This window comes from Bradyrhizobium sp. Pha-3, assembly GCF_042258325.1.
Classification (GTDB): Bacteria; Pseudomonadota; Alphaproteobacteria; order Rhizobiales; family Xanthobacteraceae; genus Bradyrhizobium; species Bradyrhizobium elkanii.
Genome location: NZ_CP170151.1, coordinates 8698052 through 8712079 on the forward strand (window position 1 = coordinate 8698052; position 14028 = coordinate 8712079).

The 14028-nt window shown below is 64.6% G+C and carries 13 protein-coding genes; 8 read left to right on the forward strand and 5 right to left on the reverse strand.

Going from position 1 to position 14028, the window contains the following annotated elements; all coding sequences use genetic code 11:
• The first annotated feature begins 55 nt into the window (after nt 1-55).
• Nucleotides 56-1600 carry an acyl-CoA synthetase gene (locus tag ACE10X_RS41615; protein WP_375763798.1) on the forward strand — a complete coding sequence of 515 codons (1545 nt, stop codon included), beginning with the start codon at nt 56-58 and terminating at the stop codon, nt 1598-1600.
• A 172-nt stretch (nt 1601-1772) separates the two neighbouring features.
• Here the strand turns inward: ACE10X_RS41615 and ACE10X_RS41620 are convergent, their stop codons facing one another.
• Entirely contained in the window at nt 1773-2279 is a 507-nt protein-coding gene (locus ACE10X_RS41620; protein ID WP_375763799.1) for a hypothetical protein, read from the reverse strand.
• Nucleotides 2280-2383: 104 nt separating this feature from the next.
• On the opposite strand from ACE10X_RS41620, the gene ACE10X_RS41625 reads away from it, so the two are divergent.
• The 4 genes from ACE10X_RS41625 (at nt 2384) to ACE10X_RS41640 (ending at nt 6832) form a co-directional block, all read left to right on the forward strand.
• Nucleotides 2384-3538, forward strand: coding sequence for an alpha/beta fold hydrolase (locus ACE10X_RS41625; RefSeq protein WP_375763800.1), 1155 nt, complete (start codon nt 2384-2386; stop codon nt 3536-3538).
• Between the two features lie 278 nt (nt 3539-3816).
• Entirely contained in the window at nt 3817-4788 is a 972-nt protein-coding gene (gene mbfA / locus ACE10X_RS41630; protein ID WP_038384833.1) for an iron exporter MbfA, read from the forward strand.
• A gap of 99 nt (nt 4789-4887) precedes the next feature.
• Nucleotides 4888-6360, forward strand: coding sequence for an amidase (locus tag ACE10X_RS41635; RefSeq protein WP_375763801.1), 1473 nt, complete (start codon nt 4888-4890; stop codon nt 6358-6360).
• 118 nt (nt 6361-6478) lie between these two features.
• Nucleotides 6479-6832 carry a nuclear transport factor 2 family protein gene (locus tag ACE10X_RS41640; RefSeq protein ID WP_375763802.1) on the forward strand — a complete coding sequence of 118 codons (354 nt, stop codon included), beginning with the start codon at nt 6479-6481 and terminating at the stop codon, nt 6830-6832.
• A 142-nt stretch (nt 6833-6974) separates the two neighbouring features.
• Here the strand turns inward: ACE10X_RS41640 and ACE10X_RS41645 are convergent, their stop codons facing one another.
• Both ACE10X_RS41645 and ACE10X_RS41650 read right to left on the reverse strand, forming a co-directional pair.
• Entirely contained in the window at nt 6975-8063 is a 1089-nt protein-coding gene (locus ACE10X_RS41645) for a Zn-dependent alcohol dehydrogenase (RefSeq protein WP_018269116.1), read from the reverse strand.
• Between the two features lie 53 nt (nt 8064-8116).
• Nucleotides 8117-9901: an acyl-CoA dehydrogenase family protein gene (locus tag ACE10X_RS41650; RefSeq protein ID WP_375764655.1), complete on the reverse strand. Its 1785-nt coding sequence runs from the start codon at nt 9899-9901 to the stop codon at nt 8117-8119.
• Nucleotides 9902-9972: 71 nt separating this feature from the next.
• On the opposite strand from ACE10X_RS41650, the gene ACE10X_RS41655 reads away from it, so the two are divergent.
• Together ACE10X_RS41655 and ACE10X_RS41660 are read left to right on the forward strand one after the other, a co-directional pair.
• A complete protein-coding gene (locus tag ACE10X_RS41655; protein ID WP_375763803.1) occupies nt 9973-10674 on the forward strand; it encodes an SDR family NAD(P)-dependent oxidoreductase in 702 nt (233 codons plus the stop codon).
• Between the two features lie 195 nt (nt 10675-10869).
• Nucleotides 10870-11700 carry an enoyl-CoA hydratase gene (locus tag ACE10X_RS41660; RefSeq protein WP_038384845.1) on the forward strand — a complete coding sequence of 277 codons (831 nt, stop codon included), beginning with the start codon at nt 10870-10872 and terminating at the stop codon, nt 11698-11700.
• A gap of 292 nt (nt 11701-11992) precedes the next feature.
• Here ACE10X_RS41660 and ACE10X_RS41665 read toward each other — a convergent pair whose 3' ends face one another.
• Nucleotides 11993-12616, reverse strand: a complete 624-nt coding sequence (locus ACE10X_RS41665; RefSeq protein WP_038384829.1) for a GNAT family N-acetyltransferase — start codon at nt 12614-12616, stop codon at nt 11993-11995.
• 70 nt (nt 12617-12686) lie between these two features.
• Nucleotides 12687-12890, reverse strand: a complete 204-nt coding sequence (locus ACE10X_RS41670; RefSeq protein WP_038384828.1) for a DUF1127 domain-containing protein — start codon at nt 12888-12890, stop codon at nt 12687-12689.
• Nucleotides 12891-13008: 118 nt separating this feature from the next.
• On the opposite strand from ACE10X_RS41670, the gene ACE10X_RS41675 reads away from it, so the two are divergent.
• Complete coding sequence (locus tag ACE10X_RS41675) at nt 13009-13908, forward strand: transcriptional regulator GcvA (RefSeq protein ID WP_038384827.1); 900 nt, start codon at nt 13009-13011, stop codon at nt 13906-13908.
• Nucleotides 13909-14028: the final 120 nt, after the last annotated feature.

Sequence of the window (14028 nt, forward strand, 5' to 3'; positions counted from 1 at the left end):
GTGGTTATGGGTCCCTGCTTTCGCAGGGACGACCACCTAGTTTGAGGAAACGTCTTTGACCCATCCGTCGATCCACGCGCGTACCCATCCGAACAAGATCGCCTACCAGATGGCGGGCAGCGGCAAGGCGATCACCTATCGCGAGCTCGACGAGCTCTCGAACCAGGGCGCGCATCTGTTCCGCTCGCTCGGCCTCAAGCCTAGCGACCACATCGCGCTGCTGATGGAAAACCGGCTCGCCTTCATGGAGATCTGCTGGGCCGCGCAGCGCTCGGGTCTCTATTACACGGCGATCAGCCGCTATCTGACGGAAGAAGAGATCGCCTACATCATCAAGGACTGCGGAGCGAAGGTGTTCATCACCACCCCGCAATGCGCCGACAAGGTGAAGGGCTTGATCAAGGGCGAGGTGGGCGAGCCGCTGTTCTACATGATGGACGAGCCCGCACCGGGCTTCCGCTCCTATGACAAGGAGGCCGGCGCGCAGCCGACCACGCCGGTTGCCGACGAGGTCGCGGGCTACGACATGCTGTATTCCTCCGACACCACCGGCCGGCCCAAGGGCATCAAGAAGGAGTTCGAGGGCAACCGGATCGACGTGCCGAACCCGTTCCTGCGGATTCTCACCTCCGACATGTGCGGCATGAACGCCGACAGCGTCTATCTGTCGCCGGCGCCGCTCTATCACGCGGCCCCGCTGCGCTTCAACATGATGGCGACCGTGCTTGGCGGCACCTCCGTCATCATGGAGCATTTCGACGCCGAGGAATTCTTGAAGCAGGTCGAGAAGCACAAGGTGACGCAATCGCAGCTGGTGCCGACGATGTTCGTGCGCATGCTGAAGCTGCCCGACGAAGTGCGGAGCCGCTACAAGGTCTCGTCGCTGAAGGGCGCGATCCACGCCGCGGCGCCCTGCCCGGTCGACGTCAAGGCGAAGATGATCGAATGGTGGGGACCGATCCTGATCGAGTATTACGCCGGCTCCGAAGGTAATGGCGTCACGGTCTCGACCTCCCAGCAATGGCTGACCCATCGCGGCACGGTCGGCCGCGCCGTCGTCGGCAAGGTCAAGATCCTGGACGAGAACGACGAGGAGGCGCCTACGGGGCAGATCGGACAGGTCTATTTCGCCGACGCGCCGGCGTTCTCCTATCACAACGACCCGGAGAAGACGAAGAAGGCCTACAACGCCAAGGGCTGGTCGACGCTCGGCGATGTCGGCTACCTCGACGAAGAGGGCTTCCTCTATCTCACCGACCGCAAGAGCTACATGATCATCTCTGGCGGCGTGAACATCTACCCGCAGGAGACCGAGGACGTGCTGATCACGCATCCCGCGGTGTCCGACGTCGCGGTGTTCGGGGTGCCGAACGAGGAGATGGGCGAAGAGGTCAAGGCCGTGGTGCAGCCGCACGACATGACCAGGGCTGGCAAGGAGCTCGAGGCCGAGCTGATCGCCTTCTGCCGCCAGCATCTGTCGCCGATCAAATGCCCCAAGAGCATCGACTTCGAGCAGGAGTTGCCGCGCACGCCGACCGGAAAACTGGTGAAGCGGCATCTGCGCGACCGCTATTGGCCGAAGGCTCCAGTCAAGGCATAGCCGCGCTTCACCCTCCCCTGGAGGGTCGGCTCACAACGAGTGAAGCGAGATGTGAGACGGGGTGGGGTGATCTCTCAACACGGCAGCGCCGGTGTGGACGGACTGTCACCCCACCTCCAGGAGAGGATGAAGAGCGCACGCAGCCCAGCCCGCCGGCTCTGCTGACCCACACCTACAACTCCGCCGCTGGCTCACACGCAGCAGATGCCGCGGCGCGCAGATGCAGTTGGCCGTGCTGGCCTGTCGTTGTCGTGGTCCACTGCGCATCGATCTGCTGAAAATCCTCCGACAGCTTGCCGCGGTGGCTGCCGCCGGTCTCGAACGTCCCGTTACCGTCAGGGGACCGTTCGAAGATCTCGACCTCGAGATCGGACAGCCGAATGAACATCTGCACGCCGATCTTGGTCACGCGACGGCCGACCTCGTATGAACCGCAACCGAGCGCTTCCGCGTTCTGCTCGTTCAAGGCCTTCACCTTGTCGAACGTGATGACGATGTTCTGCACCGTGTTGTCGCCGTCCCACAGGAATTCGCCGATGTAGGCGCGCGGCAGTTTTTCGGTCAGCTGCTTGATATCGGCGGCACGCACCGCCGAGATCAGCAGCACGCTTGCGGCCACAATCATGAGACCCAGTAGCGACGTCCAGCCGGGCTGCTCTGCAATCTTCGCGTGGCGCATGCGGTATGCATCCCCTGGGCAAAATTGCTATCGTTCAACAATGACCGTCAGCATACAGTGAAATGCGCTGGTTCTGCGGCGATGCCCAACAGGTGATCTGCACAATGGAAGCCCTTCCCGACGTTCCGCTCCCCTCCACCATCCGCTCGCGTTATGTCGACGGGATCAACGGCCTGCGCATGCATGTGCTGGAAGCGGGCTTTGAAACATCGGGCCGGCCCTGCCTGTTGCTGCTGCACGGCTTTCCGGAGCTGGCGTTTTCCTGGCGCAAGGTGATGCCGAAGCTCGCCGCTGCCGGCTATCACGTCATCGCGCCGGACCAGCGCGGCTATGGCCGCACATCAGGCTGGAGCGCGGATTATGACGGCGACCTCGCGTCATTCCGCCTGCCCAATCTGGTGCGCGACGCGCTCGGGCTGGTTGCGGCGTTCGGCTACAAGCACGTCGATGCGGCGATCGGGCATGATTTCGGCTCGTCGGTCGCGGCGTGGTGCGCGCTGATCCGGCCCGACGTGTTCCGCGCGGTGGTGATGATGAGCGCGCCGTTCTCGGGGCCGCCGTCGCTGCCGTTCAACACCGCAAATGAACCGGCAAGGCCCGCGACCGAAGACCCCGTGCATCGCGAGCTCGCCGCGTTGCCGCGGCCGCGCAAGCACTACCAGTGGTACTATTCGACGCGTCCGGCCAATGACGACATGCATCGCGCGCCGCAGGGCGTGCACGACTTTCTGCGCGCCTATTACCACCACAAGAGCGCGGACTGGAAGGACAACAAGCCGTATCCGCTGCAATCCTGGTCGGCGGGCGAACTGGCAAAACTGCCGACCTATTACGTGATGGATCTCGCCAAGGACATGGCCGCGACCGTCGCCGAGGAAATGCCGTCACGCGAGGCGATCGCCGCCAACACATGGCTGCCGGATAGCGAGCTCGCCTATTACAGCTCTGAATATCAGCGGACCGGATTCCAGGGCGGGCTGCAATGGTATCGCTGCGGCACCTCGGGCGCGTTCCTCCCGGAATTGCAGACCTGGAGCGGCCGCACGATCGACCAGCCGTCGGCCTTCATTTCCGGCAAGCAGGATTGGGGCACCTATCAGCGGCCCGGCGTGTTCGAGGCGATGCGGACGAAAGCCTGCACCAACATGATCGGCTGCCATCTGGTCGACGGCGCCGGCCATTGGGTGCAGCAGGAACAGCCCGATGAGGTGAGCCGGCTGCTGCTCACATTCCTGCGAGAGGCGGGCGCGCAGCGCTAAAGCGCGATGAGATTAGGTTGAATCGTCATCGCGCTTTAGCTCCTTGTTTGAGCATGATCTTTTCGGAAAACCGCTTCGCACTTTTCCGGATCATGCTTTAGCCGCCCGTTTGGCCGTCGCGTCGCATCCCGTTGATCTCACGCGTTTTCTTCGCTCAACCCGCGCGGCTTGTCGGTGCTGCGGCAGCGAACCCGGCCGATCCGGATTTGACCCAGCACCGATGCAACTCTATAGTTTAGAACTATTCTAATTCTAAACTTAGTGAACAAGGCGTTGCCGTGAAGAATTTCGCCGATCTGACCGAGCGCGAGGTGCTGGCGGTCGCGATCGCCTCCGAGGAGGAGGACAGCCGCATCTACATGACGTTCGCGGAAGATCTCGCCGAGCGCTATCCCGACACCGCCAAGATTTTCGAGGAGATGGCCGATGAGGAACGCGGCCATCGCCACCGGCTGCTGGAAACCTACGAGCAGCGCTTCGGGGCGCATCTGCCGCCGATCCGGCGCGAGGACGTCAAAGGCTTTTTGCGCCGGCGCCCGGTCTGGCTCACCAAGAACCTGCCGCTCGACACCATCCGCAAGGAAGTCGAGACCATGGAATTGGAGGCCGAACGCTTCTATGCCAAAGCCGCCGAGAAGGCCGAAGATGTCGGCGTGCGCCGGCTGCTCGGCGATCTCGCCGAGGAGGAAAAGGGCCACGAGAAGCTCGCGGTGAAGCTGACCGGCGAGATCCTCAAGCCCGACGTGCGCGCGGAGGAAGACCGCACCCGGCGGCGGATGTTCGTGCTGCAATATGTGCAGCCGGGCCTTGCCGGATTGATGGACGGCTCGGTCTCGACCCTGGCGCCGCTGTTCGCCGCCGCCTTTGCCACGCATCACAACTGGCAAACCTTCCTGGTCGGGCTTGCCGCCTCGATCGGCGCCGGCATCAGCATGGGCTTTGCCGAGGCGCTGTCCGACGACGGCTCGCTGACCGGGCGCGGCTCGCCCTGGCTGCGCGGCCTGACCTGCGGATTGATGACGACGCTCGGCGGGCTCGGCCACACCATTCCCTATCTGGTGCCCGACGCCTGGCCGAACGCATTCTGGATCGCGACCGCGATCGCCGGGATCGTGGTGTTCTTCGAATTGTGGGCGATCGCCTTCATCCGCGCGCGCTACATGGACACGCCGTTCCTGCAGGCGGTGTTCCAGATCGTGCTCGGCGGCGCGATCGTGCTCGCGGTCGGCATCCTGATCGGCGCGGCGTAGCAATTCCGATCAAACACGGCGACGACGTCACGGCTACAGCGCTTGCGGGCGGCAGCCAAACTGCCCATCATTGCGCCAACAACAAACCGGGAGCACGCCGTGGCCAAATCGCAATACAGTTTCAAGACCGCCGTCGACCTGTCGCAGGCGCTGCGCAACAAAGAGGTCTCGGCGGTCGAACTTGCACAGGACGCGATCGGCCGCATCGAGCGCCACGACGGCAAGGTCAACGCAGTCTGCGTGCGCGACTTCGAGCGCGGCCTCGCCGCTGCGCGCGCCGCCGATGCCGCGATCGCGCGCGGCGAGCACGGGCCGCTGCTCGGCATCCCCATGACGGTGAAGGAATCCTTCAACGTCGCGGGATTGCCGACCACCTGGGGCTTCCTGCCGCAGAAGGACTTCGTCCCGACCGAGGACGCGCTGTCGATTCAGCGGGTGAAGGACGCCGGCGGCGTGATCCTCGGCAAGACCAATGTGCCGGTCGGGCTCGCCGACTGGCAGAGCTACAACGAGATCTACGGCACCACCAACAACCCCTACGACCTCGGCCGCACGCCGGGCGGCTCGTCCGGCGGATCGTCGGCGGCGCTCGCCGCGGGCTATGGCGCGCTGTCGCTCGGCTCCGACATCGGCGGCTCGCTCCGCGTGCCGGCGTTTCATTGCGGCATCTATGCGCACAAGCCGACCTTCGCGCTGCTGCCGTCGCGCGGCCACACCGCGCCGCCGGCGCCGCCCATCATCTATGAGCGCGACCTTGCGGTGACCGGCCCGATGGCGCGCGGCGCGGCCGACCTGTCGCTGCTGCTCGACGTGATGGCCGCGCCCGATCCGCTCGACGCCGGCAAGGCCTATCGCCTCGACCTGCCGGCGGCGCGCCACGCCAGCCTGAAGGATTTCCGGATCCTCGTCATCGACACCGATCCGGTGCTGCCGACCGACAAGGCGGTGCGCGGCAGCATCGACAAGCTCGCGAGCCATCTCGACAAGGCCGGCGCGAAAATATCGCGTTCGAGCCCGCTGCTGCCGGATTTCGCGGCGTCCTCGCGGCTCTATATGCGGATGCTGCTGTCGTTCCTCGCCGCGACCTTCCCGCCGGAGGTCTATGCCGGCGCCTGCGCGGCGGCGGCCGCGCTGCCCGCCAGCAACAACAGCCTGCAGGCCGAGCGGCTGCGCGGCATCGCGCTCAGCCACCGCGACTGGGTGCAGGCGACGGTCGCCCGCTCGCGGCTGCGCGCGCAATGGCGCGAGCTGTTCAAATCGTTCGACGCGGTGATCTGCCCGATCATGCCAACGCCGGCCTATCCGCACGATCATGCGCCCGACCAGGAGCAGCGGCGAATTTTGATCGACGGTGTGCCGCACGTCTACACCGACCAACTCGCCTGGCCCGGCATCGCGACCCTGCCCGGCCTGCCTTCGACTGCGATCCCGACCGGCTTTGCGCCCGACGGACTGCCGGTCGGCGTGCAGATCGTCGGTCCATGGCTCGAGGACCGCACGCCGCTCAAGCTCGCCGAGCTGATCGAGCGCGAATTCGGCGGCTTCGTGCCGCCGAAGATGTTCGATGATTGATACTTGCCATCGTCATTGCGAGCGAAGCGAAGCAATCCATATATCCGTCTGCGCGGAGGCGTGGATTGCGTCGTCGCTTCGCTTCTCGCAATGACGAGGGGAAACCGGGAGGAAACCAATGAGCAACGATCTCGAGGAGCTGACAAGGCTCAACAAGGATTACGTCGATTCGGTTCAGAACTGCGACGTCAAGCGCTTCGACGAAATCCTGGCGCAGGACTTCTACTGCACCAATCCCGACAAGAGCCTGGTCGACCGCGCTGCCTTCCTGAAGCAGACGGCGATCCCGGTGAAGATCAAGGGGCTGAAGGCCGAGGACGTCAAAATCCGGATCCTCGGCGATTTCGCCATCATCCACGCCCAGACCAGCTACACCAACGCGGACGGAGAGCCGGCGCATGGCCGCTACACCGATTGCTGGGCGCGGCAGAACGGCAAATGGCTCGCGGTATCTGCGCACGTCGCGCGGTGAGGGCAACGTTCGCAGCGTCACCCTCCGCTCTCATGCCCCGCTTCATGCGGGGCATCCAGTACTCCGCGGCCGCAGTTGATTTCACACAACTTCCGCCGCGGCGTACTGGGTCGCCCGGTCAAGCCGGGCGACGACAAGTTCGTCAGCTGTCGAACATGATCACACTGCGCAGCGTCTTGCCGGCCTTCATGTTGGCAAAGCCCTCGTTGATCTCGGAAAGCTTCAGCTTGGCCGAGATCCAGTCCTCCAGATGCAGCTTGCCGCGCATGTAGAAGTCGACGAGGCGCGGCATGTCGACGCGGAAGTGGTTGGAGCCCATCGACGAGCCCTGGATGCGGCGCTCGCGCAGGAAGTCGAAGCCGTGCAGCTCGATCTTCTGGCCGAACGGGATCATGCCGACGATGGTCGCGGTGCCGCCCGCCGCCAGCATGGCGAAGGCCTGCTCGGCGGTGTCCTTGCGGCCGAGCACCTCGAACGAGTGCTGCACGCCGCCGCCGGTGAGTTCGCGTACCTGCTGGACCACGTCGCCGCGGGCCGGATCGACGATGTCGGTGGCGCCGAGCTTGGTCGCAAGCTGCAGCTTGGCCGGATTGGTGTCGATCGCGATGATACGGCCGGCGCCGGCGATCTGCGCGCCGTTGATCGCGGCCATGCCGACGCCGCCGCAGCCGATCACAGCCACGGTCTCGCCGGCGGTGACCTTCGCGGTGTTCACCACAGCGCCATAACCGGTGATGACGCCGCAGCCGATCAGCGCGGCGAGATCGAGCGGCATCTCCTTCTTGATCTTCACGATGGCGTTCTCGTGCACCAGCATCTGCTCGGCGAACGACGACAGATTGAGAAACTGATTCAGCTTCTCCTTCCTGCCCCACGACAGGCGGTTGGAGGCACCGGGCAGCATCTTCACGGTGGTGTCGGTGCACAGCACGGTGCGCCCGGTGGTGCAGTTGTCGCAGGTGCCGCAGAACACCGACAGGCAGGTGACGACGTGATCGCCGGGCTTCACGTAATTGACGTCGGAGCCGACCTTCTCGACCACGCCGGCCGATTCATGGCCGAGCACCGCCGGCAGCGGATGCGGATAGAGACCTTCCATGAAGTGCAGGTCGGAATGGCAGAGGCCCGCGACCGCGGTGCGGATCAGGACCTCGCGCGGCCCCGGATTGGGCACGCTGACATCCTCGATCACCAGCGGCTGATTGACTTCATGCAGAACGGCGGCCTTCATCGGGGTCTCCCTTGACGTTTTTGATTGTTTGAAAAGTTCGCTCGCGCGGCAGCCTACGCTGCGTCAAGCAATTCGCCAACCTCGGCCATGCCGACGGCGCGCTCGCCGAGCAGGTGCTCGGTCATCCTGCGCTGAACGGTATTTTCCGTTAGCCGGAACGGATCGCCCGGCAGCACGCGGTGATCGACCACCATCCGCGACAGCAACAGCCGGCGCGCATCACCGCGCATCTCATGGATGCGTCCGCCCTCCCATGCTAGCGCGACCGCGCTTGCAACGTGATAGAGCAGGCTGGTGGCACGCCGCGCGTCGCCCTCATTGTCGACGCGGCTCGCCACCTCGCGCGCAAACGCGACCGCACGGTCGCTGAGATCGCGCAGCCGGTTGCGCCAGGCCTGCGGCACATTCGCGCTGTCATCGAGCCGCGCATGCAGATCGGCGGCGAGCGCATTGTCGGCGCCATGGCGGCCGACCGCGCGCTTCAGCGCATCGATCGCGACGATGTTGCCGGTGCCCTCCCAGATCGAGCCGAGATGCGCGTCGCGCAGCAGCCGCGGCGTGACGAATTCCTCGATGTAGCCGATGCCGCCGCGCATCTCCATCGCATCGCCGCAGACCTTGCGGGCGTCGCGGGTGGCACGGAATTTTAGCGTCGGCGTCAGGATGCGGAGCAGCGCCGCGGCGTCCTGGCTGCCGGCCTCGGCGCGGTCGAGCGCGTCGGCGGTCAAAAAGCTCATCGACAGCGCCTGCTCGGTCGGCAGCATGATCTTCATCAGTTGGCGCCGCGCCAGCGGCAGGTCGATGATGCGCTGGCCGAACACCACGCGGCCCTTCGCCACGGTGATCGCGTCGTGCCAGGCGCGGCGCATCAGCGCGGTCGACTTCACGCCGTTGGAGAGCCGCGACGAATTCACCATCTCGGCCATCTGCACGAAGCCACGGTCGAGCTTGCCGACGGCGTAAGCGATCGCACCGTCGAGCTTGATCTCGCCCGAGGCCATCGAGCGGGTGCCGAGCTTGTCCTTCAGCCGCACGATCCGGTGATGGTTCTGCGAGCCGTCATCGAGGAAACGTGGCATCAGGAACAGGCCGACGCCGCGGGTGCCCGGCCCGGCGCCTTCCGGCCGCGCCAGCAGCATCACCACCTTGGCATCGGCGTTGGAGCAGAACCACTTCTCGCCATAGAGCCGCCAATGATCGCCCTCCTGCACGGCGCGCGTGGTCAGCGTGCCGACATCGGAGCCGCCCTCCTTCTCGGTCATGAACTGGCCGCCCTGCGTCAGCTTGTTCATGTCGGTCTGGGTCAGGCCGTCGAGATATTTCGCCTTCAACGCCTCGCTGCCGAAATTTGCCAGCAGCTTTGCACAACCGTCGGTGACGTTGATCGGGCAGCCCATGCCGAATTCGGTCTGGTTGAACAGGAAGGTGAAGGCGTGCTTCGCCACCACAGGGTATTTGTCGGGCCAACCCATGATGCCCTTGCGGAGCGACAGCGCATGGATGCCGAACTCGCCGAACGCAGCCTTCTCGATCTCGCGATAGGCCGGATGATATTCGATGTGCTGCACGTCGCGGCCGAACTTGTCGCGCTGATGCAGCACCGGCGTATGCCGGTCGGCAAGTCGCGCGCATTCGTCGAGATAGCCTCCGGCTAACCCACCGAGGCGGTCGAGATGCGGCTCGATATGGCGGAACAATACCTCGGGAAGATGCAGCTTCAGAAGGTCGGTCAGCGCCGGATCGGCCCGATAGAAATTCATTCCTGTCGTGTCGGGCGCCAGCAGCCCCGGCTGGTTGGTGGCGGCTGACGTTTTCGGATCCTGCTTGTGCGGCTGCATTGAATTCCCGGCTTCGGTGCTCATTTGTTTGGGCACGACTATCCTCCTCCGGCCGAGCAAAGGAAAGCCCAATGGATATTCCAAAATACAAGATCGCCCTGATCGTCGGTGCCGGCGCGGGCCTCAGCGCCTCCTTGACGCGGCTATTTTCGCGAGAGGGAATTCGCGTGGCACTGGGCGCCCGCAGCATCGAGAAACTCGGCGCGCTCTGCACCGAAACCGGCGCACGCGCCTATGCCTGCGATACCACCAAGGCCGAGGATGTCGAACGGCTTTTTGGTCTGGTCGAGCGTGAGATCGGAACACCTGATCTCGTCGTCTACAACGCCTCCGGCCGCTCGCGCGGCCCCTTCGTTGAACTCGTGCCTTCAGAGGTCGAGCAGGCGATCGCGGTCTCGGCATTCGGCGGCTTCCTGGTAGCGCAGGAGGCGGTGAAGCGCATGCTGCCCAACAAGAAGGGCGCGATCCTGTTCACCGGCGCCTCTGCCAGCGTGAAGGGCTATGCGCAGTCGGCGCCGTTCGCGATGGGTAAGTTCGCGTTGCGCGGCCTCGCGCAGAGCATGGCACGCGAACTGTCGCCGCAAGGCATCCATGTCGCGCATTTCGTGATCGACGGCGGCATCCGCAGCGCCGCCCGCACCGAGCCCGCCGATCGGCCGGACTCGATGCTCGATCCCGACGCGATTGCACTGAGCTACTGGAACGTGCTGCAACAGCCGCGCAGCGCCTGGACCTGGGAGCTGGAATTGCGGCCTTGGGTTGAGAAGTTTTGAGATGACGGAGATCATGCAAGCGGCGTAGGCTGGACGTAAACCGCCACCACATTCGTCGTTGCGAGGGGCGAAGCGACGAAGCAATCCATTCCTCCACTTGCGGCGGCATGAATTGCTTCGCTGAGCCTGTCATCCGGCGGCGCTGCGCGCCGACCGGGTGGCTCGCAATGACGGATGGAACTGGGGAAGGAAAACATGTCGAACGAAATCAAGATCGAGACCGGCACCGACGAACTGCTCTGCGTGATCCGCGATCGCGTCGCCGTCATCACGCTGAACCGCCCGGACGCCCGCAACTCGCTGTCGGACACGCTGACGCCGGCGCTGCGCACGATGATCAGGACCTGCGGCGAGAACCCCGAGGTCGGCGCGCTGCTCGTCACCGGCGCCGGCAAGGCGTTCTGCGCCGGCGGCAACGTAAAGGGCATGGGCGCGCATCGCGACAAGAAGAAGCTCGAAATGTCCTATGAGGACAAGGTCGCGGATTTGCAGGAGCGGCAGCGCCTGCTCACCGGCGCGCTCGCCTCGGTGCGCAAGCCGACGATTGCCGCCCTTCCCGGCCCCGCGGTCGGCGCCGGCCTTGCGATCGCGATGGCCTGCGACATCCGGATCGCCGCACAATCCGCCTTCATCTCGACCGGTTACTTACGCGTGGCGCTGAGCGGCGACTACGGCATGGCCTGGCTGTTGACGCGCCTGGTCGGCACCTCGCGCGCCCGCGAGCTGATGTTCACCTCGGAGAAGGTCGACGCCGCGAAGTGCGAGCAGATCGGCCTCGTCAACCGCGTGGTGCCGGACGAAATGCTGCAGGACGAGGCGTTCGCGCTGGCGAAGTCGATGGCCGAGGGCCCGACGCTCGCGCTGCGCTACATGAAGGACAATCTCGACGAGGCGCTGCAATTCGACTTCGCCACCGCGCGCGACCACGAGGCCGAGCGGCTGATCCGCCTCACCACGACTGCCGATCACAAGGAGGCGGTGCAGGCCTTCATCGAGAAGAGGAAGCCGGTGTTCCGGGGGAGTTGAGCGCGATCTCTCCTTCCCCCTGAAAGGGGGAAGGTCGGGATGGGGGTCAGCCACACGCGGCATTGCCGGGGAGAGAGAAGATCCCCACCCGCTTTGCTCTGGCGAGCAAAGCGACCTCCCCTTTTTAAGGGGAGGTGAGAGCTCGTAGCCCGGATGAAGCGAAGCGAAATCCGGGACAAGTCTCGCGGCAGTACGACCCCGGATTACGCTGCGCTTCATCCGGGCTACGGGGTCGGAGCAATCAAAAAGAAAAGGGCCCGGTTCTGGAGGGGCCAGAACCGGGCCTAGTCAGTCAAACCGCAAGCGAGGACATCGCGGCCAAGCGGGAAGTGGCGGCAAGCCGCCAGCTGGCACAGGGAATGTCTTGCGGTTCGACGTGGATCTCTTTCACGAAGCGCACCAGCTTCCAGTCGCCGGGGCTCTGGGTGAAGGCGTAGCCCGACTTGCGGGCGAGGCCGATCATCGTCGCATTGGAACGCAGCGTGTCGCCGAAGATGCGCTCGGCTCCGAAGGACGCCGCGCGGCATTCGAGATTCTTCAGCAGCGCCTTGCCAATGCCGTGGCCCTGCCACCGGTCATCGATCGACAGGCCGAACTCGACGCTCGAATTATCGGCATGGAAGGCGTAGCGGGCTTCGCCGACGATGGTCTCAAAGCCATCGACCAGCATCGTCGCGACCACCGTGAACCGGTCAGCCTCGCCGACATGGATGAAACGCTCGAGCTCCGTCTTCGGCAGCTCGCTCAACGCACCCAGGAAGCGATTGTAACGGGCCCCCGCGGAGAGCGAGCGGATGTAGCTCTGCAGCTCCTCGCGGTCGCGCGGCTCGACGAAGCGCACCTTGACCTCGCTGCCGTTCTTGGCGCGCAGCACGTCAGAGTATTGCTTGAGATCGTCGAGATGCAGCGCAACCATGACACGCTCCTCGGGTGAAGAAATTGGCCGGCGCCCCTCGATCGAGGCGACGCCAGCGGTGGCGTCCTTCTCAGGCCCGCCAGAACGGCTTCTCGGTCTCGAACACGATGTCGCTGCGGGACATGCCGATGTCGTGCAGATCGCGCTCGGTCCACTGCGACAGCTCGCGACGGCGCTCGTAGCGCTCCCACCAGATATGCAGCGTCTCGCCGACCTGGTTCAGCAATCCGGGCGTATGATGATTTGTCATCGATTCATGGGTGAATATGGACATCTGCGGCTCCTATCGGTAACCTGTTGGCGGTAATATTGGAGCTATTTGGTCCACTCACAAACGACACTTTGTACCGTTTCGCATGAATTAAAGTCATGTATTTGGAGACGCACCGGAGATGACCAGCCGCCTGCCGTCGCTGAATGGCCTGAGGGCATTCGAGGCCGCCGCACGGCATATGAGCTTCACGCTGGCGGCGTCCGAACTGAACGTGACGCAGACCGCGATCAGCCATCAGATCCGGCGGCTCGAGGAGGAGCTCGGCGTCCGCCTGTTCGTCCGCCAGAACCGTTCGCTGAGCCTGACGCCGGAGGCTACCGAATACCTTCCCGGCGTCCGCGCCGCCTTCAACGATCTGAGACTCGCCACCGACCGCCTGTTGCGCCGGGACGACGATCACGTGCTGACCGTCTCGACGCTGGCGTCGCTTGCCGCCAAGTGGCTGCTGCCGCGGCTGTCGGCCTTCCAGGAGGCGCATTCTGGCATCGACGTTCGCATCACCACCTCGACCAGCCTGGTCGACTTCCAGCGCGACAAGGTCGACGCGGCGATCCGCTATGGCCGCGGCCAATGGGCGGGCTTGCGTGCGGACTGGCTGATGGCGGATGAGCTGTTTCCGGTGTGCAGCCCGTCGCTGCTGCAGGGAACCAGGCCGCTGAAATGCCCTGAAGACCTCAGGGATCACACGCTCCTGCACACCAGCAACGCCAACAGCGACGACTGGCGGCTGTGGCTGACCGCGGCGGGATTGCCGACCGATATTTCCAAGCAGCCCGGCGTCACCTTCGACCTGCTGTTCGTGACGATCCAGGCCGCGATCGATGGCATCGGCGTCGCGATGGGCCGCACCTCCTATGTGCAGGACGACATCGCCAAGGGCCGCCTCGTGGTTCCCTTCAAGATCGCGCTGCCGGCCGACGCCGGCTTCTACCTGGTTTCGCCGCAGGGACGCGCCGATACGCCAAAGCTCTCCGCGTTCCGGAACTGGCTCGGCACAACGGCGCACGCTGCGCCTTGATGCCGCGTACACGACGACCGGAGCTTCGGTTCTGATTGAACCAGCGCCGAAGCGCTAGGATGTTGTTTTGACGAGGTTTATTCGCGCGAACCGGTATCCCTTTCGCTCGATACGCTCCCT

What these genes read in the sequence shown, in the direction of transcription:
- ACE10X_RS41625 (WP_375763800.1), top strand. Translation starts at nt 2,384, where the DNA reads ATGGAAGCCCTTCCCGACGTTCCGCTCCCCTCCACCATCCGCTCGCGT.
- ACE10X_RS41645 (WP_018269116.1), bottom strand. Translation starts at nt 8,063, where the DNA reads ATGAAGGCCGCCGTTCTGCATGAAGTCAATCAGCCGCTGGTGATCGAG.
- ACE10X_RS41620 (WP_375763799.1), bottom strand. Translation starts at nt 2,279, where the DNA reads ATGCGCCACGCGAAGATTGCAGAGCAGCCCGGCTGGACGTCGCTACTG.
- ACE10X_RS41650 (WP_375764655.1), bottom strand. Translation starts at nt 9,901, where the DNA reads ATGCAGCCGCACAAGCAGGATCCGAAAACGTCAGCCGCCACCAACCAG.
- ACE10X_RS41670 (WP_038384828.1), bottom strand. Translation starts at nt 12,890, where the DNA reads ATGTCCATATTCACCCATGAATCGATGACAAATCATCATACGCCCGGA.
- ACE10X_RS41665 (WP_038384829.1), bottom strand. Translation starts at nt 12,616, where the DNA reads ATGGTTGCGCTGCATCTCGACGATCTCAAGCAATACTCTGACGTGCTG.
- ACE10X_RS41655 (WP_375763803.1), top strand. Translation starts at nt 9,973, where the DNA reads ATGGATATTCCAAAATACAAGATCGCCCTGATCGTCGGTGCCGGCGCG.
- ACE10X_RS41640 (WP_375763802.1), top strand. Translation starts at nt 6,479, where the DNA reads ATGAGCAACGATCTCGAGGAGCTGACAAGGCTCAACAAGGATTACGTC.
- ACE10X_RS41660 (WP_038384845.1), top strand. Translation starts at nt 10,870, where the DNA reads ATGTCGAACGAAATCAAGATCGAGACCGGCACCGACGAACTGCTCTGC.
- ACE10X_RS41675 (WP_038384827.1), top strand. Translation starts at nt 13,009, where the DNA reads ATGACCAGCCGCCTGCCGTCGCTGAATGGCCTGAGGGCATTCGAGGCC.